Here is a 26541-nt window from a genome sequence, read left to right as displayed (position 1 = left end):
GCTTCTTACTGACCTCGGCGGGGGTGGAGGAGTTCCTTGGCCATCAGCGCGGCCTGGGTGCGTCGCTGGACACCGAGCTTGGCCAGGATGCTGGAGACGTAGTTCTTGACCGTCTTCTCGGCCAGGAACATCCGGCCGGCGATCTCACGGTTGGTCAGGCCCTCGCCGATGAGCGCGAGCAGGCGCTTCTCCTGAGGGGTGAGCGCCTGCATCTGCGGCGACTCACCGTCGGGGTTGCGCATCTTCTCCATGACCTTCGCGGTCATGAGCGGGTCGAGCAACGAGCCGCCGCCGGAGACGGTGCGGATCGCCTCGACCAGGTCGTTGCCGCGGATGTCCTTGAGGACGTAGCCCTTCGCCCCGGCCATGATCGCCGAGAAGAGCGCCTCGTCGTCGTCATAGGAGGTCAGGATGAGCGCGAGCATGTCCGGGTAGGCCGCCCGGACCTCACGGCAGACCTCGATCCCCGAGCCGTCGGGGAGGCGGGCGTCGAGCACGCACACGTCCGGCTGGAGACGGTCGATGTCCTCGCGCGCCTGGGCGGTGGTGCCACCCTGACCGACGACAGCGATGTCGTCATGGCTGTCCAGCAGCGTCGTCAACCCCTGGCGGACGACCTCGTGGTCGTCGAGCAGGTAGACCCGGATCGTCCTTGTCTCGGTCAACACCGTCTCACTTCCCCCATTCGTTGAAGGGAGACCACGGTATCGGTCAACCCCAGTCCGGTCGATGTGTGAGTCATCCACACTACGGTTTTCGTGCCGCCATGCGGACCAGGCTCCGCGCCGTGTTCTGTGCCGGGCTCTGTGTCAGCTGTCGAGCCATACTCCCGCGCGAGCACCTCACGCGCCAGCGACTCGGCGGTCGAGGTGTCCAGATGAGCCAAAGGTTCGTCCAGAACCAGGACCTTGTGCCCGGCCAGCAGCGACCTCGCCACGGCCAGCCTGGCCCGTTCGCCGCCGGAGACCTGGGCCGCGCCGTCGCCGAGCCTGGTCCGCAATCCTGTCGGGAGGGCGTCGAGCCAGTCACCGAGATGCGCGCGCCGGAGCGCCCGCTCGACCTCCTCGTCGGTGGCGTCGGGCCGCGCCAGGCGGACGTTCTCGACGAGGTTGGACGCGAAGACGTGCGGGTCGTCGTCGACGAGCCCGACAACCTTCCGTACGTCCTCGGGATCCAGGTCGCGCGCCGCGCGGCCGCCGAGCGTGATCGTGCCGGTGTCCGGGTCGAGGAAGCGCAGCAGCAGGGCAGCCAGGGTGCTCTTGCCGGAGCCCGAGGGGCCGACGATGCCGATCTTCGCGCCCGGCTCGATGTGCAGGTCGGGGATCTCGACGCTGTGGCCTCTCGACCGGCCGACGATCTGGCCGCCGGGGTGGGCGGTGACGCCGGTGATCGTGATCGTGGTGTCGCCGGCGGGCTGCTCGCGGCGGTCCGGGGCGGCGACCGCGGGGCGGCGGCTGGTGAGGGCGTCGAGACGACGCTGCGCGGCACGGGTGCGGGCCCTGGCGGCGCCGGCGTCGGCGAGCGTCGCGGCGGGCTCGGCCAGTGCCAGCGGGACCAGGGTGAGGAGCGCGAGCATCGGGCCGTCGCCGGCCGTCGTGTAGGCGGCGGTCGCGGCCACCGCCGCGCCGGCGGCGACCAGCACGAGGGCCTTCGCCGCGGACGCGGCGAATGCTGCGGTCGTGGTCGCTCGGGTGGCGGTGCGAGCCAGGTCGTCGAGCGCGTCCAGCACCGGCTCGCCCGCCTGCCACATCCGGCGCTCGGTCGCCGTCTGGGTCGCCTCCACCACCTGCTCGGACACTCTGGCCCGCACGGTGATCGAGATGTTCTCGGCGCGTGCTGCTCCTGCGTACGCGATCCCGAAGGCGGCTCCCGCCGCCAGCACCGTGGCCATGGTGAAGGCCGCTGCGGCCGGGTCGATGAGCGCGGTCGCGACGACCGCGAGGAGGGCCACGACGGCGTGCTCCCGGATCGGCAGCCGCACCCGCAGCTCCTCGTCGAGCACCGCGTCGACATCGTCGACGACGCTCGCGAGCACGTCTCCTCTTCTGCCCGGGAGCGCGCCGGGCACGAGCGGCACCAGCGCGTCGTAGATGTCGACCCGTCGCTTCGCCAGCAGCCGCAGCGCGCTGTCGTGGGACCACAACCGCTCCAGGTAGCGCAGCACCGGCCGCGCGATCCCGAACGTACGCACCCCCACCATCGCCGCCACCAGCGTCAGGATCACCGGGTGGTAGGAGGCCTTGATGATCAGCCACCCCGCCAGCGCCGTCAGCGCCACCCCCGACGCCCAGCTCAGCCCGCCGACCACCGCCGACCCCCACAACGCCACCCGCGCCGAGGCGTCACCCCGGGCGGCCGAGGCGTCACCCCGGTCGGCCGAAGCGTCAGCCCCGTCGGCCGAAGCGTCAACAGTTGCCGTCTCGGCCGCCCGGAGCGACGTCTCGGCCGACCGGAGCGACGTCTCGGCCGCCCGGAGCGACGTCTCGGCCGACGCTGGTGACGTCTCGGCCGACGGGGGCGCCTTCTCGGCGGAGAGGGTGATGACCTGGTCGGCGATGTCGATGAGGGCCTGGCGGTGGGCGACGAGGACGACCGCGCGGTCGCGGGCGAGGTCGGTGACGGTGTCGGCGATGATCCGCTCGGTGTCGGGGTCGAGATGGGCGGTGGGTTCGTCGAGGAGGACCCAGGGGCGCTCGGAGAGTACGACGCGGGCCAGCGCGAGCCGGGCCCGCTCACCGGCCGAGAGGGACCGGCCGTCCTCGGCCAGGTCGGCCCCGAGTCCGCCGGGGAGCTCGGCGATCCGGTCGGCGAGCGCGACCCGCTTCAACACCTGCCACAGGTCGCTCTCGGTGGCCTCCGGCAACCCCAGGCGGAGGTTGTCGGCGATCGTCCCGCTGACGAACACCGGTCGCTGCGGGAGGTAGGCGAACCGGCGCCGCCACTCGTCGCCCGCCGCCGGGGTCTGTCCGTCGAGCTCGACTGCACCCTCGTACGTCTCCTGGAGACCCGCGATCGTCGCCAGCAACGTCGACTTCCCGCAGCCGCTCGGGCCCACGATCGCGGTGATCCCCCGGTCCGGGATGGTCGCGCTCACCGCGGCCAGCGCCGGCCGCTCCCGCCCCGGATAGGACACCCCGACCTCCCCGAGAGACATGCCGAGACGTCGCTCCCGTCGGTCGAGTTGGCAGTCGGTGACGTCTCGGCCGACGCGCGTGACGTCTCGGCCGACGCCGGTGACGCCTCGGCCGACGCCGGTGACGCCTCGGCTCAGGTCGGCAGTGGCTTCGAGGGTGGCCGTGCCCTCGGCGGCGGCATGGAACTCGGTCCCGACGCGACGCAGCGGCCAGTAGGCCTCGGGAGCGAGCAGCAGGACCACGAGAGCCGTCTGCAGGTCGACCGAGCCGGCGGCGAGGCGGACGCCGATGGTCACGGCCACCAGGGCGACCGAGATGGTCGCCACCAGCTCGAGCACGGCCGAGGAGGCGAACGCGATCTTCAGGGTCTCGAGGGTGCGGCGGCGGTAGCGGTCGGTGATCGTGGCGATGACCCGGGACTGCGCCCGCGCGCGGCCGAAGGCGACCAGGGTGGGCAGACCCTTCATCACGTCGAGGAAATGACCGGCCAGGGCCGACATCGCCCGCCACTGGCTGGCCGCCTGGTCACGCGTCGCCAGCCCGACCAGCACCCCGAAGACCGGGATCAACGGGAGCGTGAGCCCCACGATGAGACCGCTGAGCGGGTCGGTCCAGACGATGACGGCAAGCACGAGAACAGGCAGTACGCAGGCGAGCACCAGTGCCGGCACGTAGCGCGTCAGATACGGCTCGGCGGCCGAGACTCCGCGGGTCGCCAGCGCCGACAACGAGCCCGAGGCGCCCGACCGGCCACGCAGGATCGCCGCGACCACCCGGCGCCGCAGGTCCGCCCCGACGACACCGGCAGCCCGGGCGCCGGCCACGTCCGAGACGACCCCGACGACCGCGCGCCCGGCGAAGACCGCCACGACCGCCAGCGCCCAGCCGCTCACCGACCCCGTGCCGCGGATCGCGGAGATCAGCAGCCCGGTGACGGCGTACGTCTGGATGATCAGCAGGACCGCGCCGAGCACCCCCGCCGCGACCACCACGGCCAGCGGCCGGCGGGCGACGCTCAGCTGGGCACGGAGGCGGGGATCACTCGGACGCATGTCAATGGGCGGCCGGGATGTGGTGGATGGAGATCCGCTTGCGGAAGATCCAGTACGTCCAGGCCTGATAGCCCACCACGATCGGCGTGAACACCGCCGCGACGATCGTCATCAGCTTCAGCGTGTAGGGCGTCGCCGACGCGTTCGTCGTGGTCAACGAGTTCGCGACGTCGGTGGTCGACGGCATCACGTCGGGGAAGAGCCCCACGAAGAGCCCGGCCACGGCCAGCCCGATCGCGAGGAAGGTGCCGGCGAAGGCGAGCCCCTCACGACCGACGTACGCCGCCCCCAGCCCGCCCACGAGCGCGAGTGCCGCCACGACGAAGATCACCGCGGTCGCGACGCTGCCGGTGAGCACCTGGGTCCAGACCAGGAACACGACGGCGAGCACGGCCGCGACGACCCCGACCTTGAGCGCCAGCGCGCGAGCCCGGCCGCGGATCTCCCCATCTGTCTTCAGAGCGATGAACAGCGCTCCGTGGGTCACGAAGAGCGACAGGGTCACGAGCCCACCCAACAGCCCATAGGGGTTGAGCAGGGTGAACACGGTCCCGGTGAACTCGAAGTCCCCGTCGATCGGCACCCCGCGCACGATGTTGGCGAAGGCCACACCCCACAGGAACGCGGGCACGTAGGAGCCGAAGATCACTGCACGGTCCCACCAGCCGGCCCAGGTGGCCGAAGGACGCTGGTGGCGGTACTCGAACGCGACCCCACGCACGATCAGCGCGATCAGGATGAGGAACAGCGGCAGGTAGAAGCCGGAGAACAAGGTGGCGTACCACTCCGGGAAGGCCGCGAACGTCGCCCCGCCCGCGGTCAGCAGCCAGACCTCGTTGCCGTCCCAGACCGGGCCGATCGTGTTGATCATGACGCGCCGCTCGCGGTCGTCGCGGGCCAGCACCGGAAGCAGCATGCCGACGCCGAAGTCGAAGCCTTCGAGGACGAAGTAGCCGATCCACAGCACGGCGATGAGGCAGAACCAGACAGTCGTGAGTTCCATCGCAGGCTCCTCAGTACGCGAAGTTCATCGGCTCGTCGGCATCCGACTCGGAGCCGCGCAGGGACGGTGAAGGCGGCTCGACGAACGGGTCCGGAGCCTTCTTCACATACTTGATCAGCAGGCCCACCTCGATGACGGCGAGCACGGCGTAGAGCAACGTGAACCCGATCAGCGACATCCACACCTCCCAGGGCTCGACGCCGGGTGAGACACCCTGTGCGGTCGTCAGCACCCCGAAGACCACCCACGGCTGACGACCCATCTCGGTGAAGATCCAGCCCATCGAGTTGCCCAGCAGCACCATCACCGGCGCCGAGATCGCCAGAGCCGGCAGGAAGCGCCCGACCAGTCCGGAAGGCTCACGCCCACGGCGGGTCAGCCACAGCACCGCCAGCCCGACGAGACCACCGACGACACCGAGGCCCATCATCCAGCGGAAGGTCCAGTAGGTGACCGGGATGTTGGGGGTGTAGTCACCGGGCGAGTAGTAGGTCGCCCCCGGCGTCGACCCGTACGTCTCCCGATACTGCTGCTGCAGGTCGTAGATGCCCTCGACCTTGCCGTCGAAGGTGCCGGTGCCGAGGAAAGAGAGCACGCAGGGCACCTCCAGGGCCCATTTCTCGTGCTTCCCGTCGCGGGTGCCGATGGTCAGGACCGAGAACGGCGCGCACGAGTCCGAGGTCTCCCACAGCGCCTCCGCGGCCGCCATCTTCATCGGCTGCACCTCGGTCATGATCTTGCCCTGGATGTCACCCGAGACCGCCACGCCGACGCCGGAGAAGACCATGATCCAGGCCGCCAGGACCATCCCGCGCCGGTGCATCGGCCGGTCCGCCCCGTCGACACCCGGCCGGCGCAGGTAGAGCCAGCCGAGGATGCCGAGCATGAAGGCCGCCGAGGTCAGGTACGCCGCGAGGATGACGTGCGGGAACGTGCCCAGCTGCACCTTGTTGAACATCACCGCCCAGAAGTCGGTGAGCTCCGCACGGCCGGTGACCTCGTTGAACTTGTAGCCGACCGGGTGCTGCATCCAGGAGTTGGCCGCGAGGATGAACCACGACGACGCCAGCGTGCCGAGGTGGACGATCCACATGCACGCGTTGTGCAGCGCCCGCGGCAGCTTGTCCCAGCCGAAGATCCACAGGCCGAGGAACGTCGACTCCAGGAAGAAGGCCAGCAGCGCCTCGATCGCCAGCGGCGCCCCGAAGACGTCCCCGACGAACCGGGAGTAGTCCGACCAGGTCATCCCGAACTGGAACTCCTGCACGATCCCGGTGACCACACCGAGCGCGAAGTTGATCAGGAAGAGCTTCGAGAAGAACTTGGTCAGCCGAAGCCACTCAGGGTTCTTCGTACGCAGCCAGATCGTCTCCAGCACGGCGACGAGCATGGTGAGTCCCACCGTGAGTGGGACGAACAGGAAGTGGTAGACGGTCACGATGCCGAACTGCCACCTGGCTAACTCCAGGACGCTGTCCACGGCAGTCACTATGTCACTGCGGCCCCATCGGCCACACCACCCCCTCCCCTAGGCATACGTCCCTTGTGTCGTGGCTTACGTCCCTGGTGAACCACGCCGCATTCCACGCTCCCGGACGCAAAGAAACCCGGCCGCCCTGGGCTCGAGGTCACGACCGCGGGGGGATGATCGCGACCTCGAGTCCGGGACGGCCGGGCTCCGTAGGTCTGTGTGCCACCAGGGCCGCAATCAGATGGGGGAGCTGTTGCGGCGACCCGGTGGTCACTCAGTGGTGCAGGCCGAGGTGAACCTCAGCCCGTGAGAGCACTATCTCATCATCTGCGCCAGACATTGCGGTCTCGGACGGACTGTTTACGTACTGTAAACAGGTAACCTGCGTATCAGTAGACCTAATACGCGGGCGATACAGCGCTCCCACAGAAAATCCGGTATGCATTTGGATATACCTTGAGGTGGGGGGTGACCATGTCGGATCGCGAAGGTGTCCTCGCGCGGGTGGTCGACGAGGTCGCCGGCTACGTCGGTGCGGGCCTGAGCGTACATCTGGTCGGCCCCCGAGGTTCCGGACGCAGCGAGCTCTGCGCCCTGGTCGCCGACCGGCTCGAGGACGACGGTCTCACGGTGTTCCAGCTCAGCGGCCACCGGGCCTGGCAGAACGAGCCGTTCGCCGCGCTGCTCGCCGCCGGCATCGGCGGCGCGACACCGCCCGGGCCGCGGAGGACCATCGGCGAGATGACCGCCGCGCTGAGCAAGCAGCTCGGCAACGGCACCGTCCTGGTGATCGACGACGCCGACGCGCTCGACACCTACTCGGTCGGCGCCCTGCGCAACATCCACCGTCAGCGACGTCTTCTCGCCGTGACCAGCAGCCGCCACCAGCACCCGGTCGCCGAGGACACGCTGATGCTCGGCATCGCCCCCTCGGTCCAGGTGCGCTCCCCCGCGCTCGAGGTCGACGAGGTGCACGAGGTGTGCCGGGCGATCCTGGGCGGCCCGGTGGAGGCCGGGTCCCTGGCCCGGATCGCGATGGCGACCGGCGGACTGCTCGGCCTGGTGCGGGCCATCGCCACCGTCGGGCCCCGGGCAGGGGTCCTGGAGCAGCTCGACGGGCTGTGGCGGCTGCCGCGGCGTACGGGCTGGGCTCCTGAGCTGGCCTCGGCCGTCGAGCCGCTCGTCGCCGGGCTCGACCAGGACACCTGGGACGGCGCCACGGCCCTCGCGGTGACCGGCCCGGTGCCCCTGGACGAGGCCGAGAAGCTGCTCGAGCGCCGCGTGCTCGACGCGCTCTTCGCTCACGGGCTGGCGCGCCACAGCGAGGACGGACCGGGCAGCGGCGTCGTGGGTCTCTACCCGCCGCTCATCGGCGACTACCTGATCACCGAGGGCTCGGCGTTCGGGCTGGTGATCGCGCGCAACCACCTCGCCGCCGAGCAGCCGCTCATCGACTACGCCACCCACCGGCCGCGCGGCGCCGACGCCGCCCTGCTCCACCAGCGCTCGCTTCGTCAGATGGCCGACGAGGTCGCCCGGGCGCGCCGCTCCTGGACCGAGCTGCCCTCGCCCGAGACCGCGCTGCCGCTGCTCATCGCACTCCGCAACACCGCTGCGCCTCGCGACCAGATCGAGGAGGTCGAGCGGCGCACCCCGCTGACCGACACCCAGGAGTCGGCCTGGATGCTGGCCTGGTTCGCCACCTGGAAGGCGGTCGAGCTGGGCGATCTGAGCGCGGCCAAGGCCGTGCTCGACGACGGCCTGACCCGGCTGCCCACCTTCGCCGCGACGCTCGAGGCCTCCCGGGCACACCTGCAGTTCCAGACCGAGTACGTCCCCGAGCTGCCGGACGTCGAGCCCGACCCGCGCGACACGGCCGGTCCCGAGATGCTCGCCGTCGTCGCCGCCGAACGCCTCCTCTCCGCCGGGATGGTCGAGCAGGCGCGTAACCTGCTGGAGAGCCAGCACCCACAGAACCCGCACCCGGCCGGGCTGCACGCCTTCCTGGTCGGGCTCGCCGACGTGCTCGGCGGAGATCTCGACCGCGGCATCGACTTCGCCCGCGAGCAGCTCGAGGAGGCCAACCAGAGCTCGAGCGCCATGCTCATCCAAGCCCACGCCTACCTCTGCGTACTCGGTCTGAGCATCGCCGGCCGGCTGACCGAGGCGAGCCAGGCGGCGTTCCAGAGCCTCTCCTCCTCGAGCGTCGCGGCCTACCGCGACGTCGCCCACACCGGGATCCTGGCGCTCGGCGCCGAGATCGCGATGGCCCAGGGCCGCCCGGAGTACGCCCGCAGCCTCGCCTCCCAGATCGGCGGCGCGAAGGTGGCCTTCGGCCCGTGGCCCGGGATGGTGGCCAGCATCATGGCCCCGCCCAGCGGCCGGATGCCCAGCCTCAAGGAGCTGTGCGAGCTCGTCGGCCAGCGGCTGGACGCGGGCTACGTCACCGGCGGCATCTTCCTCGCTGTCGAGGCGATCGAGCGCGGCGCCAACGAGAACAAGCACATCACCCGGGCCGCCAGCCTCGCGGCAGGCACCGAGAGCCCGCTGCTGCAGGGCCTGGGAGCGTACGCAGCGACCACCGCGGCGGGCGACGTCGACGGCCTCCGCGAGGCGATCGTGACCCTCGCCGACGCCGGCGCCCTGGTGTTCGTGACCCGGGCGGCGATCTCGCTGGCCATCCTGCAGCGCGAGGCCGGCGACCTGGCCGAGGCCGCCGAGACGCTCGACCTCGCCTGGGAACGCTCCGAGATCTCCGGCAGCCGAGCCGGCCTGTTCCGCCGTGCGGCGGTCCACATCGGGCTCTCCGCACGGGAGAACGAGGTGCTCCGACTACTTCCCGACGGCCCGACCACGGCCTCGCTCGCCGCAGACCTGGAGATGAGCACGCGCACCGTCGAGACCCATCTGCACAACATCAGCCGCAAGACCGGGGTCTCCGGCCGCGAGGACCTCGCCCGGGTGGCGAACACCTGGCTGCGGCCGGCGCCGAACGGCGACTACTCAGCGGGCGTCAGGCACTTCACCAACGGGTCGTAGAGCGCCTTGCTGGCCTTCTGGTCGGCCTCCGAGAGATCCTCCGGGCTGATCTTGGAGACGTCCTCGGCCTCGACCAGAAGACGCACCGCCTCGTCGGAGAGATCCGACTCGTAGTAGGTCTTCGCCAGGCAGACGGCCTGCTCCTCGGTCACCTGGTTGCCGCTGCTCTGGGTGATCTGACCCTTGATGTCCGCGACGCTGGGACGATCGCCGCCGCCACTGCCGCCGTCGCCACCACCACAAGCGGTCAGCGAGAACAGCGTGGTCAGGATGGCCGCGGCGATGGCCGACCGGCGCGTGTGGGGGTACGCGATCATGACCACGCATCATGGCGTACGCCACCCTCCCCCGCTAGGGGGGAGGGTATGAGCGACCTCAGGAGCCGGTCAGGAAGAAGAGCAGGTCCTGGCGGGTGAGGACACCGACCGGCTTGCCGTCCTCGTGCACCAGCAGCGCGTCGGAGGAGCCCAGGGTGTGGGCGGCGTCGTGGGCGTCGGCACCTGAACCGATCGAGGGCAGCGGCGGGGACATGTGCTCCTCGACCGGGTCGGTGAGCTTGGCCTTGCCGGTGAACAGCGCCTCGAGCAGCGTCCGCTCCGAGACCGAGCCCGCGACCTCGGCGGCTACGATCGGCGGCTCGGCGCGCACGACGGGCATCTGCGAGACCCCGTACTCCTGCAGGATGTGCACCGCCTCGGCGATCGTCTCGCCGGGGTGGGTGTGGACCAGGTCGGGCAGCCGGCCGGACTTGCCGCGCAGCACGTCGCCGACGGTCTGCTTGGCCGCCTCACCGGTCGCGAAGCCGTACTGAGCCAGCCACTCGTCGTTGAACACCTTGGTCAGGTAGCCGCGCCCGGAGTCGGGCAGCAGCACGACGATCACGGCGTTCTCGCCCTCCGGCGTGCCGGCCAGCTCCTCGGCCAGCTGCTTGGCGGCGTACGCAGCCATGCCGGCGCTGCCGCCGACGAGCAGCTGCTCCTCGCGGGCGAGCCGGCGGGTGTAGGCGAAGGAGTCGGCGTCGGAGACCTCGATGATCCGGTCGGCGATGTCGCGGTCGTAGGTCTCCGGCCAGAAGTCCTCACCGACGCCCTCGACCAGGTAGGGCCGGCCGGTGCCGCCGGAGTAGACGCTCCCGGCGGGGTCGGCGCCGATCACCTGGACGTCAGGGTTCTGCTCCTTGAGGTAGCGGCCGATCCCGGAGATCGTGCCGCCGGTGCCGACGCCGGCCACGAAGTGGGTGATCTTGCCCTCGGTCTGGCGCCAGATCTCGGGGCCGGTCTCCTCGTAGTGGGAGCGCGGGTTGTTCGGGTTGGCGTACTGGTTCGGCTTCCAGGCGCCCGGCTGGGACGCGAGCCGGTCGGAGACGTTGTAGTAGGAGTCGGGGTGCTCGGGCGGCACGGCCGTGGGCGCGACGACGACCTCGGCGCCGTAGGCCTTCAGCACGTTGCGCTTGTCCTCGCTGACCTTGTCGGGGCAGACGAAGATGCACTTGTAGCCCTTCTGCTGGGCGACCATCGCCAGGCCGACACCGGTGTTGCCGGAGGTGGGCTCGACGATCGTGCCGCCGGGCTTGAGCTCGCCCGATGCCTCGGCCGCCTCGATCATCCGGGTGGCGATGCGATCCTTCACCGAACCGCCCGGGTTGAGGTATTCCACCTTGGCCAGAACCAGCGGTCCCTGGCCGGGTTCAGAGGCGCCGGCGCCGTCCAGCGCACGCCTCAGCCGCACGAGCGGAGTGTTGCCGATAAGGTCGAGAAGCGAGTCCACGTACTCCATGGCCACAGCGTATGTCCACTAGGTGAGATCCCCTATATCCCGATACTGAGTGCCCGGTAATGGGCCGAAGACTTTAGAGTGGTCCCCGTGGCGAAGAAGAGTCTGGCTCGCAAGACCGCGTACGCCGGCGGGGGTGTTCTGGCCGCGACGGCCGCGTTCGCCGGGGTCCTCGTCGCGGAAGCGGCCCTTGCCGTCCGGGCGACCCATCAGGTCAAGATGCCGGTGGCACCCTCCCCCACGGGGTGGTACGGAGCACGTCAGCCGGGGCGTCCGATCAACATCGCGCTGCTCGGTGATTCGAGCGCCGCGGGCTACGGGATGACCGAGGTCGAGGACACGCCCGGTGCCGTCCTCGCCTCCGGCGTGTCCGAGAAGGCGCACCGGCCCGTGCGTCTGCACGACCTCTCCGAGATCGGCGCGAAATCCTCCGACCTGCACCCTCAGGTCGAGAAGGCGATCGCCGCCGACGCCGACATCGCGGTCATCCTGGTCGGCTCCAACGACGTGATCCGCCGGGTGCGCCCGCGGGTCGCGGTGAGCCACCTCGCCCAGGCCGTCATCCGGCTCCAGGAGGCGGGCGTGAAGGTGCTCGTCGGCACCGTCCCCGACCTCAGCACCGCCACCCCGATCCTGCCGCCGCTGCGCTCGATCATGCGGGCCTGGTCGATCCGCATCGCCGCCGGCCAGATCTTCCACGTCATCCGCGCCGGTGGCCACACCGTGTCACTGGGTGACGTCCTCGGCCCGGCCTTCAAGGCCACCCCGGCGTTCTGGTTCGGCGCCGACCAGTTCCACCCCTCGGCCGCCGGCTACCACGCCCTCGGCGAGGTCCTGGTCCCGCCGACGCTCTCCGTGCTGGGTCTCGTCGGCGACGAGAACGCCATCCTGGAGACCTACAACGGCAAGCACGTGATGCCGCTCGCCGCCGCCTCCCTGCGCGCCGTCATCCGGCCAGGAACCGAGATCGACCCGGCCCCGCGTCCCCGTGGACGCGTCGGCCGCAACTGGGCCCTTGCCCGTTCCTTCGAGAACGAGCAGCGCGAGCCCCGCCGCGGCGAGCGCCCCGCCGAGACTCCCCCGCTCACCGCCCAGCGCTGACCACCCGTCGAGGCGTCACGTACGTCGGCCGAGGCGTCACGCCCGTCGGTCGAGTTGGCATCCGCTTGCCATCTCGACCGACCTAGCTGACGCCTCGACCGACCGGGCTGACGCCTGGGCGAAATCAGAACTGCCCCGCTCCACTGGAGCGGGGCAGTTCTGGTTCGACTGATCAGTCCTGCTGGAAGATCGCCAGGAGGCGAAGCAGGTTGGTGTAGATCCAGACGAGGCTGACGGTCAGGCCGAAGACGGCGCGCCACGACTCACGCTCAGGGAGCTGGGCACGAACGCCCTGCTCGATCTGGTCGAAGTCGAGGATCAGCATGAACACACCGAGCGCGAGGCCGACGATGGCGGTGATCAGGCCGAGGGTGCCGAAGCCGAAGAGGCCGAAGCTGGCGCCGAAGAATCCGAGCACGAGCTCCATCAGGCTCAGGCCGACCATGCCGAACATCGCGGCGATCACGAAGGTGCGGAACTTGTTGCCGACCTTGATGTTGAAGAACTTGTACGCAGCCAGGGTGCCCGCGAACGCGGCGAAGGTGCCGATCACGGCCTGGACGACGATGCCGCCCCCGAACATGGCGTCGAAGGTCTTGCTCAGGGCACCCAGGGCGACACCCTCGGCGACCGCGAAGGCCAGCACCAGCGCCGGGCTGACCACCCGCTTGAACGAGTTGACCAGCGACAGGATGAACGCGGCACCAGCACCTAGGGTCGCGGCCAGGTAGAGCGGCGCGAGGTTGGCGGTGGAGTCGATGTCGGGGGTCATGACCCACGTCGCGATGGCGGCGAGGAACACGACGCCGAGCGTGATCGCGCCCTTCTGCACCACCGAGTCGATCGTCATGGGGGCACCCGTGGTGGGAGCCTGGGGGCCGCCGGTCGACCACTGGCTCGGGTCCTGCCCGTAGCCGGCGTACGCAGCGCCGTTGCCACCGTAGGTCGCGTTGCCATAGGCGTTGTGCGACGGCTGCCCGAAGCCCTCTGCCCTACGGAACACCGGGTTGTTGCTCTGCATCTGGGGGTCACTCCTCGAAAGCGACGTGAAAGGTTCCGCCACGGTGGCGGCTCCTGTGGCCAGCGTACCGGCCCTGTGTCTCACTCAACGTCCGGGAGAACCCTGAGGTTCCTTTGCGATCGCAGAGTGCCCCGGGTGGGACTCGAACCCACACTGAAGCGTTTTTAAGACGCTGTCCTCTGACCGATTGGGATACCGGGGCGCGCGGCCGACCTTAGCGTCATAAGTACGTCTGGCGCTGGTGCAGCGCGTGGGCACCGGCGACGCGGTCGATGAAGAGCAGGCCGTTGGTGTGGTCGATCTCATGCTGCAGGCAGCGGGCCTCGAACGCGTCGGTGACGATCTCGACGGTCTCGCCGGTGACCGGGAGCTGGCCGCGTACCTTCAACCGGGAGGCGCGCTTGACGTCACCGGTCAGGTCGGGGACGGACATGCAGCCCTCCCGGGCCTTCTCGTTGCGACTGGCCTCGACGACCTCGGCGTTGCACAGGACGTACGTCCCGTGGTGGGTCCTCGTCTTGACGTGGGTGGAGACGTCGACGCAGAAGATCCGGGCCGAGACCCCGACCTGGTCGGCGGCCAGGCCGACGCAGCCGGGCGAGACCCGCATGGTGGCGATCAGGTCGGCGGCGAGCTGGACCGTCTCGGGGGCGGCCGGGTCGACGTCCTTGCCGGGCACGGAGAGGACCTGCGCGGGGGCGCGTACGACATCGAGGACCTTGCCCTCGACACCCAGCTCAGCCTCGGTCCACGCGGCAACTCGTGCGTTCACGCTCACGCGACCACCTCCGTGGCGCGAGCGCAAGAATACGGACGCGGCCGCGTGTTGATCAGATGGTTCACTCGCTGACGCTCGCTCACAGGTCGTCGGCCTCGATCGGCCGCAGGGTGGCGTCGACGCCGAGCTCCTGGGTGACCCGCTTGACCGACGCCTCGAGCACGGCGACATCGGCGTCCGCCGGCAGCTCGAGCTCGGCGACGACGACATAGAGCTCACCCGAGAGACGGGTGGTCAGGTCGGTGATGTTGCCGCCGACGGCGGCGATCTCGGCGGTCACCGTGGAGACGATGCCGGGGCGGTCACCGCCGTGCACGGAGAGCACGAAGAGCCGGCCGGCTCCGGCGGGAGCCTGCTCCTCGGGGAGCTCGTAGACCGTGACCGTCAGGGTGCCGTCGGACGCGATCGGCTCGAGGTCGGCGCGGATGGCCTCGGTGGCCGCCTCTCCCGCGCAGAGCAGCGTCATCGCGAAGTGACCTCGGAGCCGCGTCATCGTCGAGTCCTCGAGGTTGAGTCCGAGTCCGGCCAGGCGGGCGGTGGTGTCGGCGATGATCCCCGGGCGGTCGTGTCCCAGGACGGTGATGGCGTGGATGGTCACCAAACCATTGTCACCCGCGGCCCGCCGATGGCGGACCGCGGGTGACTCAGATGGACTACTTCCGGCCGCAGCTCAGCCGCGGAACCACTTGTCCTTGCCCTCCTCGGAGGAGTCGACCGGCTCGGGAGCGAACTCGGGCGCGCTCTCCGGGGTGGGCTTGACCGCGGTGTCGCCGCCGCCCAGGTCGTCATAGGACGTCTGGTCGGGTTCGGCCGGCGGGGCCGGGACCTCGGTGGCGTAGGGGTCGGCCTGCTCGATCGGGTCGGTGAGCGGGTCGCCGGTGACGCCGGACTGCGGGGCCGACGGCGTCGACGGGGCCGGCGGGTAGCCGCCGTACTCGCTGGCCGAGGACGAGTCCTTCGGCGGCTCCGGGACCTCCGGGGCGGACTCGGGGACGGAGCCGTTGCGGTGCAGCTTGTCGGAGGCGACCCCGGCCGCAGCCGTGACCTTCTCCTTGGCCTGCTCCGCGTAGGGGCCCGCCTTCTCCTTCACCGTGGCGGCGTAGGGACCGGCCTTGGCCATGGCGGCCTCGGCATAGGGAGCAGCCTTCTCCTTCAGGGGCGCCGCCTTCTCCGAGGCGGTCGCGAGGGCCGACTGGACGCGCGGGTCGTGGGTGACCTTGTTCGCGCCGGCCTTCAGCTGCTCAGACTTGTTCTTGACCAGCACGCCGACACCAACGGCGGCGATGGCAAGCAGGATGAGCTTTTTCACTTCTTGACCTTCCGAGAGACAGCTTTGGTTCTGTTTGATGGGTACGCCGGTGAACCCAAACCTAGATGCCATAAACAAAGATCAAGTCCCCCGACATGCCTAGTCTCTAACGGACCAGGCGATTCCGTCGAGGATGTCGGACTCGGAGACCAGCAGAGACTCGATACGCGAGCGCTTCAGGATCCGGCTGAGGATCACCCCGCCGGCGGCGATCACGTCGGCCCGGCCGGGATGCATCCAGGGCAGCGCGAGCCGTTCGTTGACCGTCATCGCCAGCAGCCGGTCGACGAGCCGGTAGACGTCGTCCGGCGCGACCTCGGCGTGGTCGGTGGCGGTGCGGTCATAGGCACTCAGCTCGAGCAGCCCCATGGTCAGCTGGATCATGGTGCCGCCGACCGCGACCACGGTCTGGGCGGCCGCCGGGTCGACGGGGCAGGCGTCGAGGTGCGCGTCGATGTCGCGTACGCAGGCCTCGATCTCCTCCCGCGTGGGCGGGTCGGAGCGCAAGTGACGCTCGTGGAGGCGCACCGAGCCGATGTCCATGCTGTCCGCCTCGCTGACGCCCAGTGTGGGGCCGTCACCGAGGATCAGCTCGGTCGAGCCACCGCCGATGTCGATCACCAGCACCGGCGGCTCCCGGGTGCCACGCAGGTTGCGGGCCGCGCCGCCGAAGGAGAGCGCCGCCTCCTCGGCCCCGGTGACGACCTCGGGCGTGACCCCGAGACGAGCGCGTACGCCGTCGGTGAAGGTCGCCGCGTTGGCGGCGTCCCGGGTGGCCGAGGTGGCCACGAAGCGCACCTTCTCGACGCCGTGCTCACGGATCAGCTCCGCGTACTCGTCGATGGCCCCGAAGGCGCGCTGGAGCGCCTCCTCCGCGAGCACGCCGGTCCGGTCGACACCCTGGCCGAGGCGGACCATGCGGGCCTCACGTACGTCCTCGGTGAGGCCGTCGGCGGTGACCGTCGCGATCAGGAGCTTGATGGTGTTGGTGCCGCAGTCGATGGCAGCAACCTTCGTCACTGCTCCTCGTCCTCCAGCTCGAGATCCACGCACGGACCCGACTTCCACCACTCGCCGAGGCGCTCGAGCACCTCGTCGCCGAGCGGGTTGACGCCGGGTCCCTGGGCCAGGGCCTGGCCGGCGAGGACGTGCAGGCACTTCACCCGGTCCGGCATCCCACCTGCGGAGATGCCGTGGATCTCGGGCGGGTCGCCGAGCTCGTAACGCGCCTCGAGATAGGCCTCGTGGGCCTTGGCGTAGGCGGCCGCGAGCTCCTCGTCGGTGGCCAGCCGCGCCTCCATGTCCTTCATCACGTGAGTGCCCTCGAGCGTGCCGATCTTCGAGGCCGCACGCGGGCAGGTGAGGTAGAAGGTCGTCGGGAACGGCGTGCCGTTGGGCAGCCGCGGCTCGGTGGTCACCACATCGGGCAGCGAGCACGGGCAGCGGTGCCCGATCTCGTGGATCCCCCGTGGCTCGCGTCCCAGCTGTGCCGTGATCGCGGCCACGTCCTTGGGATCGATGGCCATGTCTCAGTCTTTCTTCTGCTTGGGCGGGTCGATCTCCGACTCCGGCCCTTCTCCAGTCTGCTCCGGCGGGTCACCGGCCAGCAGCACGGAACCCCACGCATCGTCCCACCATGCCTCCGGATGCTCCGCACTGCCCACCTTGCCGGGGTCGGTGAGCTCCGGCTCGGTCTGGATGCGCTCGCCATTCTCGTCGAGGGCGACGTACGCCGTCTCGCCCGGCATCACGAACCCGAACCGCTCCCGGGCCTGCTGCTGGACGTAGGCCGGGTCCTCCCAGCGGCGGGTCTGCTCCTCGAGCTGCTTGATGTGCTCCTTGCGCTCGGCGATCTCGGTCTGGAGCGCGTTGATGTCGTGGCGCTGCTGCAGGTAGGCGCGCAGCGAGGAGGCGTAGGAGATCACCAGCACCGCGGCCACCACCATGATCATCATCGCCCGGCCGGTCAGCTTGGGCCGGCGCAGCCGCTTGCGCAGCGCCTCTATGCCGCCGCTCGACGCCGGACGAGCGGGGATCGGGGCACGCGGCCGTCGCCCCGGACCCTGCGGGGCCCGGGACCGTTGCACGCGCTTGCTCTGACTCTGCTGTCCCGGTCCCTGCGTTGCCACGTCGCTCATCCTCCCATCCGAGACCAACGAGTCGGCGCATCTGTCCCGCCGAGCCGCGCCGAGTCGGCGCTACTGCCCCGCCAAATGACGCCGAGTCGGCGCGTCTGACCCACAGTGGTGGGACAGTAGCGCCGACTCGGCGCTGGGAAACGGGACAGACGCGCCGGGTGGGCGGTCAGGCCTGGTAGCGCGGGAACGCGGAGGCGCCGGCGTAGCGGGCGGAGTCGCCGAGCTCGTCCTCGATGCGGAGGAGCTGGTTGTATTTCGCGACACGCTCGGAGCGGGCCGGGGCGCCGGTCTTGATCTGGCCGGAGCCGACGGCCACGGCGAGGTCGGCGATGGTGGTGTCCTCGGTCTCGCCGGAGCGGTGGGACATCATCGTCTTGAAACCGGCACGGTGAGCCATGTCGACCGCGTCGAGGGTCTCGGTGAGCGTGCCGATCTGGTTGACCTTGACCAGCAGCGCGTTGCCCTGGCCGCCCTCGATGCCGCGGGCGAGGCGCTCGACGTTGGTGACGAACAGGTCGTCGCCGACGAGCTGGGTCTTGTCGCCGATGGCGTCGGTGATCGCCTTCCAGCCGTCCCAGTCCTCCTCGTCGAGGGGGTCCTCGATGGAGACGATCGGGTAGGCCGCGACGAGCTCCTCGTAGTAGGCGGTCATCTCCTCGGCGGTCTTCTTGGCGCCCTCGAAGAGGTAGGCCCCGTCCTCGTAGAACTCGCTCGCCGCCACGTCCAGCGCCAGCACGACGTCCTTGCCGAGCTCGTAGCCGGCCTTGCCGATCGCCTCGGCGATCAGGTCGAGAGCGGCACGGTTGGACTCGAGGTTGGGCGCGAAGCCACCCTCGTCGCCGAGGCCGGTGGCCAGGCCCTTCTCCTTCAGCACGGACTTGAGGGCATGGTAGACCTCGGCGCCGGTGCGCAGCGCCTCGGCGAAGGTCGGGGCGCCGATCGGCGCGATCATGAACTCCTGGATGTCCACGTTGGAGTCCGCGTGCGAGCCACCGTTGAGGATGTTGAGCATCGGCACCGGGAGCACGTGGGCGTTGGGGCCACCGACGTAGCGGAAGAGGGACAGGCCCGCCGAGTCGGCGGCGGCCTTCGCGACCGCGAGCGAGACCCCGAGGATCGCGTTGGCGCCAGCCTTTGCCTTGTTGGGGGTCGCGTCGGCCTCGATCATCGCCTGGTCGATGGCGCGCTGGTCGTCGGCGTCGAAGCCCTCGATCGCCGGGGCCAGGGTCTCCACGACGGCGGCGACGGCGTTCTGTACGCCCTTGCCGCCGTAGCGCTCGCCACCGTCGCGCAGCTCGACGGCCTCGAAGGCTCCGGTCGAGGCGCCACTGGGCACCTGGGCCCGGGCGAAGGTGCCGTCATCGAGGACGACCTCAACTTCCACAGTCGGGTTGCCTCGCGAATCGAGGATCTCGCGGGCGCCTACGGCGTCGATCGATGCCACTGAACTACTCCTGGGTCTCAGGGACGGGGTGTCGCCGGTCAGCCTATTACTCGGCCGGATGGGCCTGGCGATTGGAACGTTAACCGGACAGTAGGTGTGGTCAGTCCTCGGAGCAGCCGCCGGCCGGGAGGTGGGTGCCGGCCCACTCGGTGAGCGCGCCGAGCGTCGGCGCGAGCGCTTCCCCGGATCCGGTGAGCGCGTAGCGCACCGCCACCGGCGGGCCGGGATCGACCTCGCGGGCGAGCAGGCCCAGGCCGGCCAGCTCGCTGAGGCGCTCGGAGAGCATCGAGTCGCTGATGCCGGCCACCGCTCGCTTGAGCTCGGCGAAGCCGAGCGGGCCCTGGGTCAGGCTGCCGAGGATCACGCCGTTCCAGCGCTTGCCGAGGAAGTCGAAGGCCCGCACGAGCGCTGCGTTGCACACCTGGGGATCGTGCGCGGGTTTCGTCGCGGGCATGTGCCCAAGCGTACAGGTATTGCCTGAATCCTGAGGAACTACTATTTTCGAAGCAACCGGAATAATCCTAGTAACCACGGAGTTCAGAGCGACATGACCGAAACCACCGCCCTCGAGACCACCACCCTCGAGAAGCTGGACACCCGCGGCCGCCAGATCGTCTTCACCGGCGCCCGCACGTCCAACACCTTCGCCGACACCCCCGTGACCGACGATGAGCTCGCCGACATCTGGGAGCTCACCCGCTGGACGCCGACCATGGCCAACACCCAGCCGCTGCGGGTCGTGTTCGTGCGCACGGCGGAGGGCAAGGAGCGCCTCCTCCCGCACATCGCCGAGGGCAACCTCGAGAAGACCAAGGCCGCCCCGGCGACCGCGATCGTCGCCTACGACAACAACTGGCACGAGGAGATCCCGAACGTCTTCCCGATCCGCCCGGAGATGAAGGACTACTTCGAGTCGGACGAGACCGCACGACACGGTGCGGGCGGCTGGTCCGCCGGCCTGCAGGCCGGCGCCTTCATCCTCGCCGTCCGTGCCGCCGGTCTCGCCGCCGGCCCGATCGCGGGCTACGACACCGCGGGCGTCGACAAGGAGTTCTTCCCCGAGGGCGACTGGACCACCAAGATGATCGTCAACATCGGCCACCCGGGCGAGAACCCGTGGTTCGACCGGCTCCCGCGTGTGGAGACCGAGGCCGCGGTGAAGTGGGCCTGACCCGCTGACCTGCTCGTCCGAGGCGCCCGCCTGCCATCACGGCAGGCGGGCTCCGCTGTCTTCGGTGATCACGTGTCTTCCGTCACGAGAGAAATGACTCCACGAACACAGTTAGCCAAGCTAAACTTTCCTTCGATGCCCGTGACCCACACCAGTCCCCGCCTCACCTTCGCCATCGTCGCCATCGGCGTCTGTTCCTACTCCCTGCTGCAGTCGGTCTCCGTGCCGACGATGCCGCTGATCCAGACCGAGCTGGAGACCGACCAGGCAACCGCGTCGTGGATCCTGACCGCCTTCCTGCTCTCGGCCTCGGTCGCGACCCCGATCATCGGCAGGATGGGCGACTCCTTCGGCAAGCGCAGGATGTACGTGTGGAGCCTCGCCGCCCTCACCGCCGGCGCCGTCCTCGCCGCCGCGGCCCCCAGCATCGAGGTGATGATCGGCGCGCGGGTCCTGCAGGGGCTGGGTGGCGGCACCTTGCCGCTGGCCTTCGCGATCCTGCGTGACGAGCTGCCCCGGGAACGCGTCGCCGGGGCGATCGCGGTGACCTCGTCCCTGCTCTCGATGGGCTTCGCAGCCGGGATCGTGGTGGCCGGCCCGGTCGCCGACACCCTGGGCTTCCGGGCGCTGTTCCTGCTGCCCGCGCTGGTCGCGGCCGGCGCCGCGATCGGGGCCCTGCGGATGGTGCCCGAGTCACCCGTGCTCACCCGGGAGCCGATTCCGCTGCTCCCCGCCGTGCTCCTCGCCGGCTGGCTCGTCGCGCTCCTTCTCGGGGTCAGCCGCGCACCGTCGTGGGGATGGACCTCTCCGGCCACCATCGGCCTGCTCGGTGCCGCCGTCCTGCTCCTGGCCACCTGGATCCGGGTCGAATGGACCGTACGTCAGCCGCTGGTCGACCTGCGTCTGATGGGCCGCCGCGGCGTCTGGACCGCCAACCTGGTCGCCCTGCTGATCGGCATCGCGATGTACGCCTCCTTCGGCTTCATCCCGCAGCTGACCCAGACCCCGACGTCGGCCGGCTACGGGTTCGGCGCGTCGGTCACGGTCGCCGGCTACCTGATGCTCCCGACGGCCATCACCTCGTTCCTGTGTGGACTGGTCAGCGCCCGGCTCGCCGAGCTCATCGGCATGCGCCGCACCCTGGTCATCGGCGGGCTGCTCACTGCGGTCTCCCTCGCCATGGTCACCCTCGTCCACGACGAGCCGTGGCAGATGTGCGTCGCCACGGGCCTCTCCGGCTTCGGCACGGGCCTGGTCTTCGCCAACCTCGCCAACGCGGTCGTCGCCGCGGTGCCGCCGGAGCACACCGGCGTCGCCACCGGGATGAACGCCAACATCCGCACCGTCGGTGGCACCATCGGATCCGCGGTCATGACCTCCGTGGTCACCGCCCAGACCCTGCCCTCGGGCTACCCGACCGAGCAGGGGTACGTCAACGGCTTCGGCTTCCTCGCCCTCGTCGCTCTGGGCGCCGCTCTCGCGGCCGTGCTCATCCCCCTGGCCCCGCGAAGGGTCGCCCCGGTCGGCCGAGACGTCACGTACGCGAGCCGAGGCGTCGCTCCCGTCGGCCGAGATGGCACCGAGATGCCATGTCGACCGACGTAGGTGACGCCTCGGCCGACGTAGGTGACGCCTCGGCAGGGTTCTACTCGGTGGGGTCGGCACGCTCGGCGGCCTTGGCGGCCTGCCAGAGGCGCTCGACCTCGTCGAGGGTGTAGCGGCGGCCGGACTCGGCCTCGGGGCCGAAGACGTGCGGGTTGCGGCGCTTCATCTTCGCGGTGAGGCCGGCGATGACGTCATCCATGGTGAACTCGCCGGCCTCCTCGGCGATGGAGGCGTGGAAGTAGACCTGGAGGAGCAGATCGCCGAGCTCCTCCTTGAGGTGTTCGGGGTCTCCCTCCTCGATGGCCTCGAGGACCTCGTCGGATTCCTCGCGCAGATACTGCGCCAACGACGCGTGCGTCTGGGACGACTTCCACACGCACCGCTCACGCATCAGCCGCATCAGGTCGAGGAACTCGACGAGCCCCTCTCCCGATGCGTGCGTCCGCTCGTTCAATCCAGGGCCCCGTACACGCTCAGGCACTGTCGCAGCAGGGTCCCGCGGCCACCCTCCATGTCCCCGACGACGGCGTCGGAGACCGCCTCGGCGGGCGTCAGCCAGGAGAGCTCCAGGGCGTCCTGGCGGGGCTCGCACTCGCCGGTCACGGGGATGACGTAGACCAGCGCGACCGCGTGCTGGCGCGGGTCGTGGAAGCGCTCGCCGGGCCACGGGAAGTATTCGGCGACGGTCACCGGCACCGTGGTCAGCGGCAGGGTCGGGAACGCGACCGGGCCGAGGTCCTTCTCCAGGTTGCGCATCAGCGCGTCGCGGATCCGCTCGCCGTGCAGCACACGGCCGGAGACCAGCGACCTCGTGATCGTCCCGGTCGTGGGCGAGCCGCGCAGAAGCAGCCCGACCTCGGTGACCCGGCCGTCGGGATCGACCCGCACCGGGACCGCCTCCACGTAGATGATGGGCACCCGCCCGCGGGTCTCGCCCAGCTCCTCCTCGGAGAGCCACCCCGGCTCGGTGTCCCACTCGTTGCCGAAGGGCTCCTCAGGGAAGGACTGCTCGCCGAACGCCTCCATGGTCATGCGTCGATCCTGCCAGACACAGGCGTACGTCACGGAGCAACGGCGCCGGAGTGTGGACTGTCACCGACGCAGGGCCAGGAAGCTGTCGGCCTTGAACGCCTTCTCGACCATCCACCACGAGAAGCCGTCGTAGTAGGGACGCGCCTCGTCGGGGCCGAGCAGCCGCGGCTGGGTGGCGGCGTGGTCGCGGCCCTTCCAGGTGATCGTGCACTCCCCGGCCGCCAGCACGTTGCGGACCCAGTTGGTGCCCGGTCCCCAGGGGAGCGTGATCACGAACTCGTCCTCGGTGTGCAGCAGGGCGACCGGGAGGCTGAGCTCGCGACCGGTCTTGCGGCCCCGGTGGTGCACCACGGCCCAGAGTGGGAACAGCCGGCGCCCGGCCATCCTCCGCATCATCGGGGCGGTCGCCTTCGCCATCCGCCAGGAGTCGTTGCTCGGGGTGATCGTCGTCATGCTCCCCACTGTGCCGGGGGTCGCGGGGTCACCGCTTCCCGGACAGTGCGCAGCAGAAGTGACGGATTCCCGTCAGTCGGCCCCGTTGTGGATCGCCCAGGCGGTGGCCTCGGCCCGGCTGCGTACGCCGAGCTTGCGGTAGAGGTTCGCCGCGTGCCGCTCGACGGTGTGCTCGGTGATGCCGAGCTCGCGGGCGACCGCCGCATTCGTACGTCCCGTGGCGATCAGCCGCAGCACCTCCTGCTCGCGCGTGGTCAGTGCCAGGCCCGAGGCAGACGTGGACCCGCGGTGCACCTCCCCGGTCAGGAACCAGCGGCTCACCATGGCGAGGTCACGGGCGCCACCCTCGACGAACAGCGTCGGTGTGCTGCCCTCGAGCTCGACCAGGGTCCCGTTGCGGACGCCGTCGGCGAGGTGCCGCGACACCTCGACCGGGATCTGGCTCACCGCCTGCCGGTGCAGCACCAGCGTCGGCGCCACCACCCGGTCGAGCAGGTCGCTGACATCCAGCCGAGCGGCCTCCGCGAACCAGTCGCGGGCGAGCGCCGGGGTCGTGGCGGTGCGGAACGCCTCGGCGACCCGGCCGGCGTTCTCGCCCGAGCCCCAGCCCAGCCAGGCGGTCGCGGCGGCGTCGGCGAAGAGGTCCCAGTCCTGCTCGACCAGCGAGAGCAGCGCCTGCGTCTGCGCCGGGCTCATCGCCTCGCGCATCCGCGCCGCCCCGCCGAAGAGGAGCATCCGGTCGACGCGCTGCGGGTTGGCGGCTGCGTACGCCACCGCGGTCGCGACCGCGTGGTAGTAGCCGAGCAGGTTGACCCGGTCGGCGCCGAGCGCGTCGATGACCGCCTCGAGGTCGCGGACGTGCGCGTCGAGGCCGAGGTCGCCGGGCCGGCGGTCCGAGGCGCCGGTGCCGCGGCCGTCGTAGAGCACGAGCGTCAGGTCCTGGCTCAGCCGCTCGTAGGCCATCCGCAGCGCGGGCACGCGCCACTGCGCCCTGATGTTGCTGAGGGACGGCATCCAGATCGTCACCGGCCCGCTCCCGACGACCTGATACGCGATCGCGATGTCGTCGCTGGTCTGCGCATAGCGCACCTCTGGCTCGCCGGTCACGGGCCCATTCTTGCGGGCCTGTCCACGGCTCAGGACTGCAGCCTGGAGATCCAGGGATGACCTGGGTCGATCTCGCGCAGCGTTGTGCTCAGCCAGGCGAGCCGGCCGCGCGGGAGGACCGGAAGGGTCGCCTCGAGGTCGGGCTCGTCCTTCGGCCGCCGCAGCCTGGCCTTGTACGCGAGCACGATCTCGGGCCGCAGGTAACGGATCCCGTCGGCAGCGACCCAGGTGACCTCGTCGATCTCGGCGACGTGGCCGGCGACCCGCTTGTTGGTCCACCGGCCGTCCGCGCTTACCGGGGTGAGCGGGATGTCGAGCACCCACGGCGAGCTCGCATCGCGCCGCAGCCACAGCTGGCTGTCGGGCTCGTCGACATCGGTCCATCGCTCGCCCAGAGGATGCAGCACACCGTCGACGTTGTTCCACACATGCCACCGGCCGGCAAGGAACTCGACCAGTGCCGGAACATCGCTCGAGAGCAGCGAGATGTCGGTGTCCTCGTGCTCCCGCCGATAACCCGTCGCCGCCTCGATCGCCCAGCCACCCACGACCCACCAGGGCCGGTCGAACCCCGCCAACTCCCGCGCCACCTCGGCCGGAGTCAACGGCGCCCACGGCCCGTAGACCGAGAAGAACTCCTCGTCGGCCGCCACCTCGTCCTGCGTGCGTACGAGCGGGGCGCGACCTGCGGAGTCCATGCCCGCGATCCTGCCTCCCCGCGCGCCCTGGCGCGACCGGATTCCGGGGCAGATTGTCAGAACGGCGCATGTGTGGGGTTCTGACATCGCAGCGGGGACCGGTCGCTGTCACTTCCACGCACATGCACGGTTCTCACCGTGCGGTTCAGCGGGCCGGTCGCTTCTGGCGGCGACTCAGGTGGCGAGGCGCTCCACGGCGGCGTCGTAGAGCGTCCGGGCCGCGTCGGCCGCGGCGTCGGCGGCGGCGATGGTCACCGGCTTGCCGAGGTAGTTGTTGGCGTTGCGGTCCAGGCGCATCACGTCGTAGTGGATGGCCGCGTCGCGCGGTGGCGGGGTGTCGAAGATCGCGGCCAGAAAGCGGCCGACCTTCACATGGCCACCGGCGCCGTAGGTCGTCTTGTAGCCGTAGCCGGCGAGCACTGCCTCGCCGACGTCGTGGGCCGCCTTGTAGGCGAGGTTGTAGCGGTTCTCGGTGCGGGTGACGTTGGGTACGTCGGCGAGGGCCGACTCCGCTCCGGCGAGGAAGGCACGGGCCTTCTTCTCATCGGGGCGCACCTCGCGCAGCGCGCCGGAGCGTACGAGTGCGTCAACTGCCTTCTGCTGCGCCGGCGTCAGCGGTAGGGGCATCCGGTCCTCCTCCGTAGATCTCGATCACCGGGCTGGCCCGGACCTCCTCGAGGAACCCGGTCTGCTCCTCGGCCTCCTCCGGGCTCATGATCGTCGGGTTGACGATGCGCCCGACGCCGTCGGAGACCTCCCGGCAGACGCGGTAGACGGCCAGTGCGTCAGGGGTCCCGATCACCATCAGGTCGATGTCGTTCGGCGGCGGTCCCGGCTCCCCCTTTGCCCTGGCGGCGAACGAGCCGAAGAGGAAGGCCTTCTCGATCCCGTCGAGTTCGTCGAGGGCCTCCCGCAGCAGCACGACCGGTCCGGTCACGGTCAGCAGGATCTCCCGCGTCGGCGCGAGCAGCGGGCTCTGCTCGTTGCCCTTCACGAGCCGAGTCCGGCCGACGCGCCGGTCGACGAGGAGACCCGCGTCGAGCAGCCGCGCGACCTCGCGATGGACCGTCGGATATGGCAGCCCGACCCGCTCGGCCAGCTCGGTCATGCTCATCTCCTCGCCCGGGAGCAGCAGCTCCGAGAGCAGCAGCGCCTGCGCCTCCGACCGGAACAGAGGCGCGAGCACCGGAGCCTGATTTCTCACAAAATGGA

26 protein-coding genes and 1 tRNA gene are annotated in these 26541 nt (G+C 70.3%); 4 read left to right on the top strand and 23 right to left on the bottom strand.

The genetic code is table 11. From position 1 onward, the window contains the following. Positions 1 to 5: 5 nt before the first annotated feature. From ACIA03_RS10460 to ACIA03_RS10445, 4 genes are read right to left on the bottom strand one after another with little or no spacing between them, the layout of a single operon-like run. A complete protein-coding gene (locus tag ACIA03_RS10460; protein WP_141792128.1) occupies positions 6 to 668 on the bottom strand; it encodes a response regulator transcription factor in 663 nt (220 codons plus the stop codon). Continuing rightward, complete coding sequence (gene cydD / locus ACIA03_RS10455) at positions 662 to 4186, bottom strand: thiol reductant ABC exporter subunit CydD (protein ID WP_396981979.1); 3525 nt, start codon at positions 4184 to 4186, stop codon at positions 662 to 664. Before cydD ends, ACIA03_RS10460 begins: the two co-directional genes overlap by 7 nt. A gap of 1 nt (position 4187) precedes the next feature. After that, positions 4188 to 5189, bottom strand: a complete 1002-nt coding sequence (gene cydB / locus ACIA03_RS10450) for a cytochrome d ubiquinol oxidase subunit II (protein WP_396981977.1) — start codon at positions 5187 to 5189, stop codon at positions 4188 to 4190. 10 nt (positions 5190 to 5199) lie between these two features. Beyond that, positions 5200 to 6669 carry a cytochrome ubiquinol oxidase subunit I gene (locus ACIA03_RS10445; RefSeq protein WP_396981975.1) on the bottom strand — a complete coding sequence of 490 codons (1470 nt, stop codon included), beginning with the start codon at positions 6667 to 6669 and terminating at the stop codon, positions 5200 to 5202. Between the two features lie 465 nt (positions 6670 to 7134). Here ACIA03_RS10445 and ACIA03_RS10440 point away from each other — a divergent pair, with 465 nt between their 5' ends. After that, on the top strand, positions 7135 to 9699 hold the full coding sequence (locus tag ACIA03_RS10440) for a LuxR C-terminal-related transcriptional regulator (RefSeq protein ID WP_396981973.1): 2565 nt from the start codon (positions 7135 to 7137) through the stop codon (positions 9697 to 9699). On the opposite strand, the gene ACIA03_RS10435 is transcribed toward ACIA03_RS10440, so the two are convergent. Then, entirely contained in the window at positions 9660 to 10016 is a 357-nt protein-coding gene (locus ACIA03_RS10435; protein WP_396981971.1) for a hypothetical protein, read from the bottom strand. The two genes, ACIA03_RS10440 and ACIA03_RS10435, sit on opposite strands and share 40 nt — an antisense overlap. A 58-nt stretch (positions 10017 to 10074) precedes the next feature. Next, the gene (locus tag ACIA03_RS10430; protein ID WP_396981968.1) at positions 10075 to 11475 is read right to left on the bottom strand and encodes a cystathionine beta-synthase; all 1401 of its coding nucleotides are present in this window, start codon (positions 11473 to 11475) and stop codon (positions 10075 to 10077) included. An 87-nt stretch (positions 11476 to 11562) separates the two neighbouring features. Between ACIA03_RS10430 and ACIA03_RS10425 the strand changes: the two genes are divergently transcribed. Further along, positions 11563 to 12573: an SGNH/GDSL hydrolase family protein gene (locus ACIA03_RS10425; RefSeq protein ID WP_396981966.1), complete on the top strand. Its 1011-nt coding sequence runs from the start codon at positions 11563 to 11565 to the stop codon at positions 12571 to 12573. A gap of 172 nt (positions 12574 to 12745) precedes the next feature. Here ACIA03_RS10425 and ACIA03_RS10420 read toward each other — a convergent pair whose 3' ends face one another. The 10 genes from ACIA03_RS10420 to ACIA03_RS10375 form a co-directional block, all read right to left on the bottom strand. Next, positions 12746 to 13594: a Bax inhibitor-1/YccA family protein gene (locus ACIA03_RS10420; protein ID WP_396981964.1), complete on the bottom strand. Its 849-nt coding sequence runs from the start codon at positions 13592 to 13594 to the stop codon at positions 12746 to 12748. 127 nt (positions 13595 to 13721) lie between these two features. Then, positions 13722 to 13796: transfer RNA gene (locus tag ACIA03_RS10415), tRNA-Leu, on the bottom strand. Positions 13797 to 13814: 18 nt separating this feature from the next. Then, on the bottom strand, positions 13815 to 14372 hold the full coding sequence (gene def, locus ACIA03_RS10410) for a peptide deformylase (protein WP_396981962.1): 558 nt from the start codon (positions 14370 to 14372) through the stop codon (positions 13815 to 13817). Positions 14373 to 14451: 79 nt separating this feature from the next. Continuing rightward, positions 14452 to 14970, bottom strand: coding sequence for a glycine cleavage system protein R (locus ACIA03_RS10405; protein ID WP_396981960.1), 519 nt, complete (start codon positions 14968 to 14970; stop codon positions 14452 to 14454). 72 nt (positions 14971 to 15042) lie between these two features. After that, positions 15043 to 15681: a hypothetical protein gene (locus ACIA03_RS10400; RefSeq protein ID WP_396981958.1), complete on the bottom strand. Its 639-nt coding sequence runs from the start codon at positions 15679 to 15681 to the stop codon at positions 15043 to 15045. A gap of 99 nt (positions 15682 to 15780) precedes the next feature. After that, entirely contained in the window at positions 15781 to 16701 is a 921-nt protein-coding gene (locus ACIA03_RS10395) for an exopolyphosphatase (RefSeq protein ID WP_396981956.1), read from the bottom strand. Further along, positions 16698 to 17207: a DUF501 domain-containing protein gene (locus ACIA03_RS10390; RefSeq protein WP_396981954.1), complete on the bottom strand. Its 510-nt coding sequence runs from the start codon at positions 17205 to 17207 to the stop codon at positions 16698 to 16700. Before ACIA03_RS10390 ends, ACIA03_RS10395 begins: the two co-directional genes overlap by 4 nt. A gap of 3 nt (positions 17208 to 17210) precedes the next feature. Continuing rightward, on the bottom strand, positions 17211 to 17810 hold the full coding sequence (locus ACIA03_RS10385) for a septum formation initiator family protein (RefSeq protein ID WP_396981952.1): 600 nt from the start codon (positions 17808 to 17810) through the stop codon (positions 17211 to 17213). A 175-nt stretch (positions 17811 to 17985) separates the two neighbouring features. Next, complete coding sequence (gene eno / locus ACIA03_RS10380) at positions 17986 to 19263, bottom strand: phosphopyruvate hydratase (protein ID WP_396981950.1); 1278 nt, start codon at positions 19261 to 19263, stop codon at positions 17986 to 17988. Positions 19264 to 19363: 100 nt separating this feature from the next. Continuing rightward, complete coding sequence (locus tag ACIA03_RS10375) at positions 19364 to 19717, bottom strand: winged helix-turn-helix transcriptional regulator (RefSeq protein WP_396981948.1); 354 nt, start codon at positions 19715 to 19717, stop codon at positions 19364 to 19366. A gap of 93 nt (positions 19718 to 19810) precedes the next feature. Between ACIA03_RS10375 and ACIA03_RS10370 the strand changes: the two genes are divergently transcribed. Then, positions 19811 to 20434 carry a malonic semialdehyde reductase gene (locus ACIA03_RS10370; RefSeq protein ID WP_396981946.1) on the top strand — a complete coding sequence of 208 codons (624 nt, stop codon included), beginning with the start codon at positions 19811 to 19813 and terminating at the stop codon, positions 20432 to 20434. 135 nt (positions 20435 to 20569) lie between these two features. After that, positions 20570 to 22039, top strand: a complete 1470-nt coding sequence (locus tag ACIA03_RS10365) for an MFS transporter (protein WP_396981944.1) — start codon at positions 20570 to 20572, stop codon at positions 22037 to 22039. A gap of 40 nt (positions 22040 to 22079) precedes the next feature. Here the strand turns inward: ACIA03_RS10365 and ACIA03_RS10360 are convergent, their stop codons facing one another. The 7 genes from ACIA03_RS10360 to ACIA03_RS10330 form a co-directional block, all read right to left on the bottom strand. Beyond that, positions 22080 to 22493 (bottom strand): MazG nucleotide pyrophosphohydrolase domain-containing protein, encoded by a 414-nt coding sequence (locus ACIA03_RS10360; protein WP_396981942.1) that lies wholly within the window; start codon positions 22491 to 22493, stop codon positions 22080 to 22082. Continuing rightward, complete coding sequence (locus ACIA03_RS10355) at positions 22490 to 23071, bottom strand: NUDIX hydrolase family protein (protein WP_396981940.1); 582 nt, start codon at positions 23069 to 23071, stop codon at positions 22490 to 22492. Before ACIA03_RS10355 ends, ACIA03_RS10360 begins: the two co-directional genes overlap by 4 nt. Before the next feature lie 60 nt (positions 23072 to 23131). Next, positions 23132 to 23524 (bottom strand): hypothetical protein, encoded by a 393-nt coding sequence (locus ACIA03_RS10350; RefSeq protein WP_396981938.1) that lies wholly within the window; start codon positions 23522 to 23524, stop codon positions 23132 to 23134. 72 nt (positions 23525 to 23596) lie between these two features. After that, positions 23597 to 24631 carry an alpha/beta fold hydrolase gene (locus tag ACIA03_RS10345; protein ID WP_396981936.1) on the bottom strand — a complete coding sequence of 345 codons (1035 nt, stop codon included), beginning with the start codon at positions 24629 to 24631 and terminating at the stop codon, positions 23597 to 23599. A gap of 29 nt (positions 24632 to 24660) precedes the next feature. Next, entirely contained in the window at positions 24661 to 25329 is a 669-nt protein-coding gene (locus ACIA03_RS10340) for a nucleotidyltransferase domain-containing protein (protein ID WP_396981934.1), read from the bottom strand. A gap of 174 nt (positions 25330 to 25503) precedes the next feature. Beyond that, positions 25504 to 25956, bottom strand: a complete 453-nt coding sequence (locus ACIA03_RS10335) for a hypothetical protein (RefSeq protein WP_396981932.1) — start codon at positions 25954 to 25956, stop codon at positions 25504 to 25506. Then, positions 25916 to 26533, bottom strand: a complete 618-nt coding sequence (locus ACIA03_RS10330; RefSeq protein WP_396981930.1) for a MarR family transcriptional regulator — start codon at positions 26531 to 26533, stop codon at positions 25916 to 25918. Before ACIA03_RS10330 ends, ACIA03_RS10335 begins: the two co-directional genes overlap by 41 nt. Positions 26534 to 26541 lie beyond the last annotated feature (8 nt).

The sequence above is a fragment of the Nocardioides sp. NPDC051685 genome, assembly GCF_044453405.1.
GTDB lineage: Bacteria > Actinomycetota > Actinomycetes > Propionibacteriales > Nocardioidaceae > Nocardioides.
The sequence above is the reverse complement of the archived record's forward strand: the minus strand, read 5'-3'. Positions and strand labels throughout refer to the sequence as shown.

Coding starts and splice junctions, on each gene's coding strand:
- ACIA03_RS10420 (WP_396981964.1), bottom strand. CDS start 13,594: ATGCAGAGCAACAACCCGGTGTTCCGTAGGGCAGAGGGCTTCGGGCAG.
- ACIA03_RS10335 (WP_396981932.1), bottom strand. CDS start 25,956: ATGCCCCTACCGCTGACGCCGGCGCAGCAGAAGGCAGTTGACGCACTC.
- ACIA03_RS10430 (WP_396981968.1), bottom strand. CDS start 11,475: ATGGAGTACGTGGACTCGCTTCTCGACCTTATCGGCAACACTCCGCTC.
- ACIA03_RS10365 (WP_396981944.1), top strand. CDS start 20,570: ATGCCCGTGACCCACACCAGTCCCCGCCTCACCTTCGCCATCGTCGCC.
- ACIA03_RS10435 (WP_396981971.1), bottom strand. CDS start 10,016: ATGATCGCGTACCCCCACACGCGCCGGTCGGCCATCGCCGCGGCCATC.
- ACIA03_RS10340 (WP_396981934.1), bottom strand. CDS start 25,329: ATGGACTCCGCAGGTCGCGCCCCGCTCGTACGCACGCAGGACGAGGTG.
- ACIA03_RS10350 (WP_396981938.1), bottom strand. CDS start 23,524: ATGACGACGATCACCCCGAGCAACGACTCCTGGCGGATGGCGAAGGCG.
- ACIA03_RS10440 (WP_396981973.1), top strand. CDS start 7,135: ATGTCGGATCGCGAAGGTGTCCTCGCGCGGGTGGTCGACGAGGTCGCC.
- ACIA03_RS10370 (WP_396981946.1), top strand. CDS start 19,811: ATGACCGAAACCACCGCCCTCGAGACCACCACCCTCGAGAAGCTGGAC.
- cydD (WP_396981979.1), bottom strand. CDS start 4,186: ATGCGTCCGAGTGATCCCCGCCTCCGTGCCCAGCTGAGCGTCGCCCGC.
- ACIA03_RS10390 (WP_396981954.1), bottom strand. CDS start 17,207: ATGGCCATCGATCCCAAGGACGTGGCCGCGATCACGGCACAGCTGGGA.
- ACIA03_RS10355 (WP_396981940.1), bottom strand. CDS start 23,071: ATGACCATGGAGGCGTTCGGCGAGCAGTCCTTCCCTGAGGAGCCCTTC.
- ACIA03_RS10375 (WP_396981948.1), bottom strand. CDS start 19,717: ATGCCCGCGACGAAACCCGCGCACGATCCCCAGGTGTGCAACGCAGCG.
- cydB (WP_396981977.1), bottom strand. CDS start 5,189: ATGGAACTCACGACTGTCTGGTTCTGCCTCATCGCCGTGCTGTGGATC.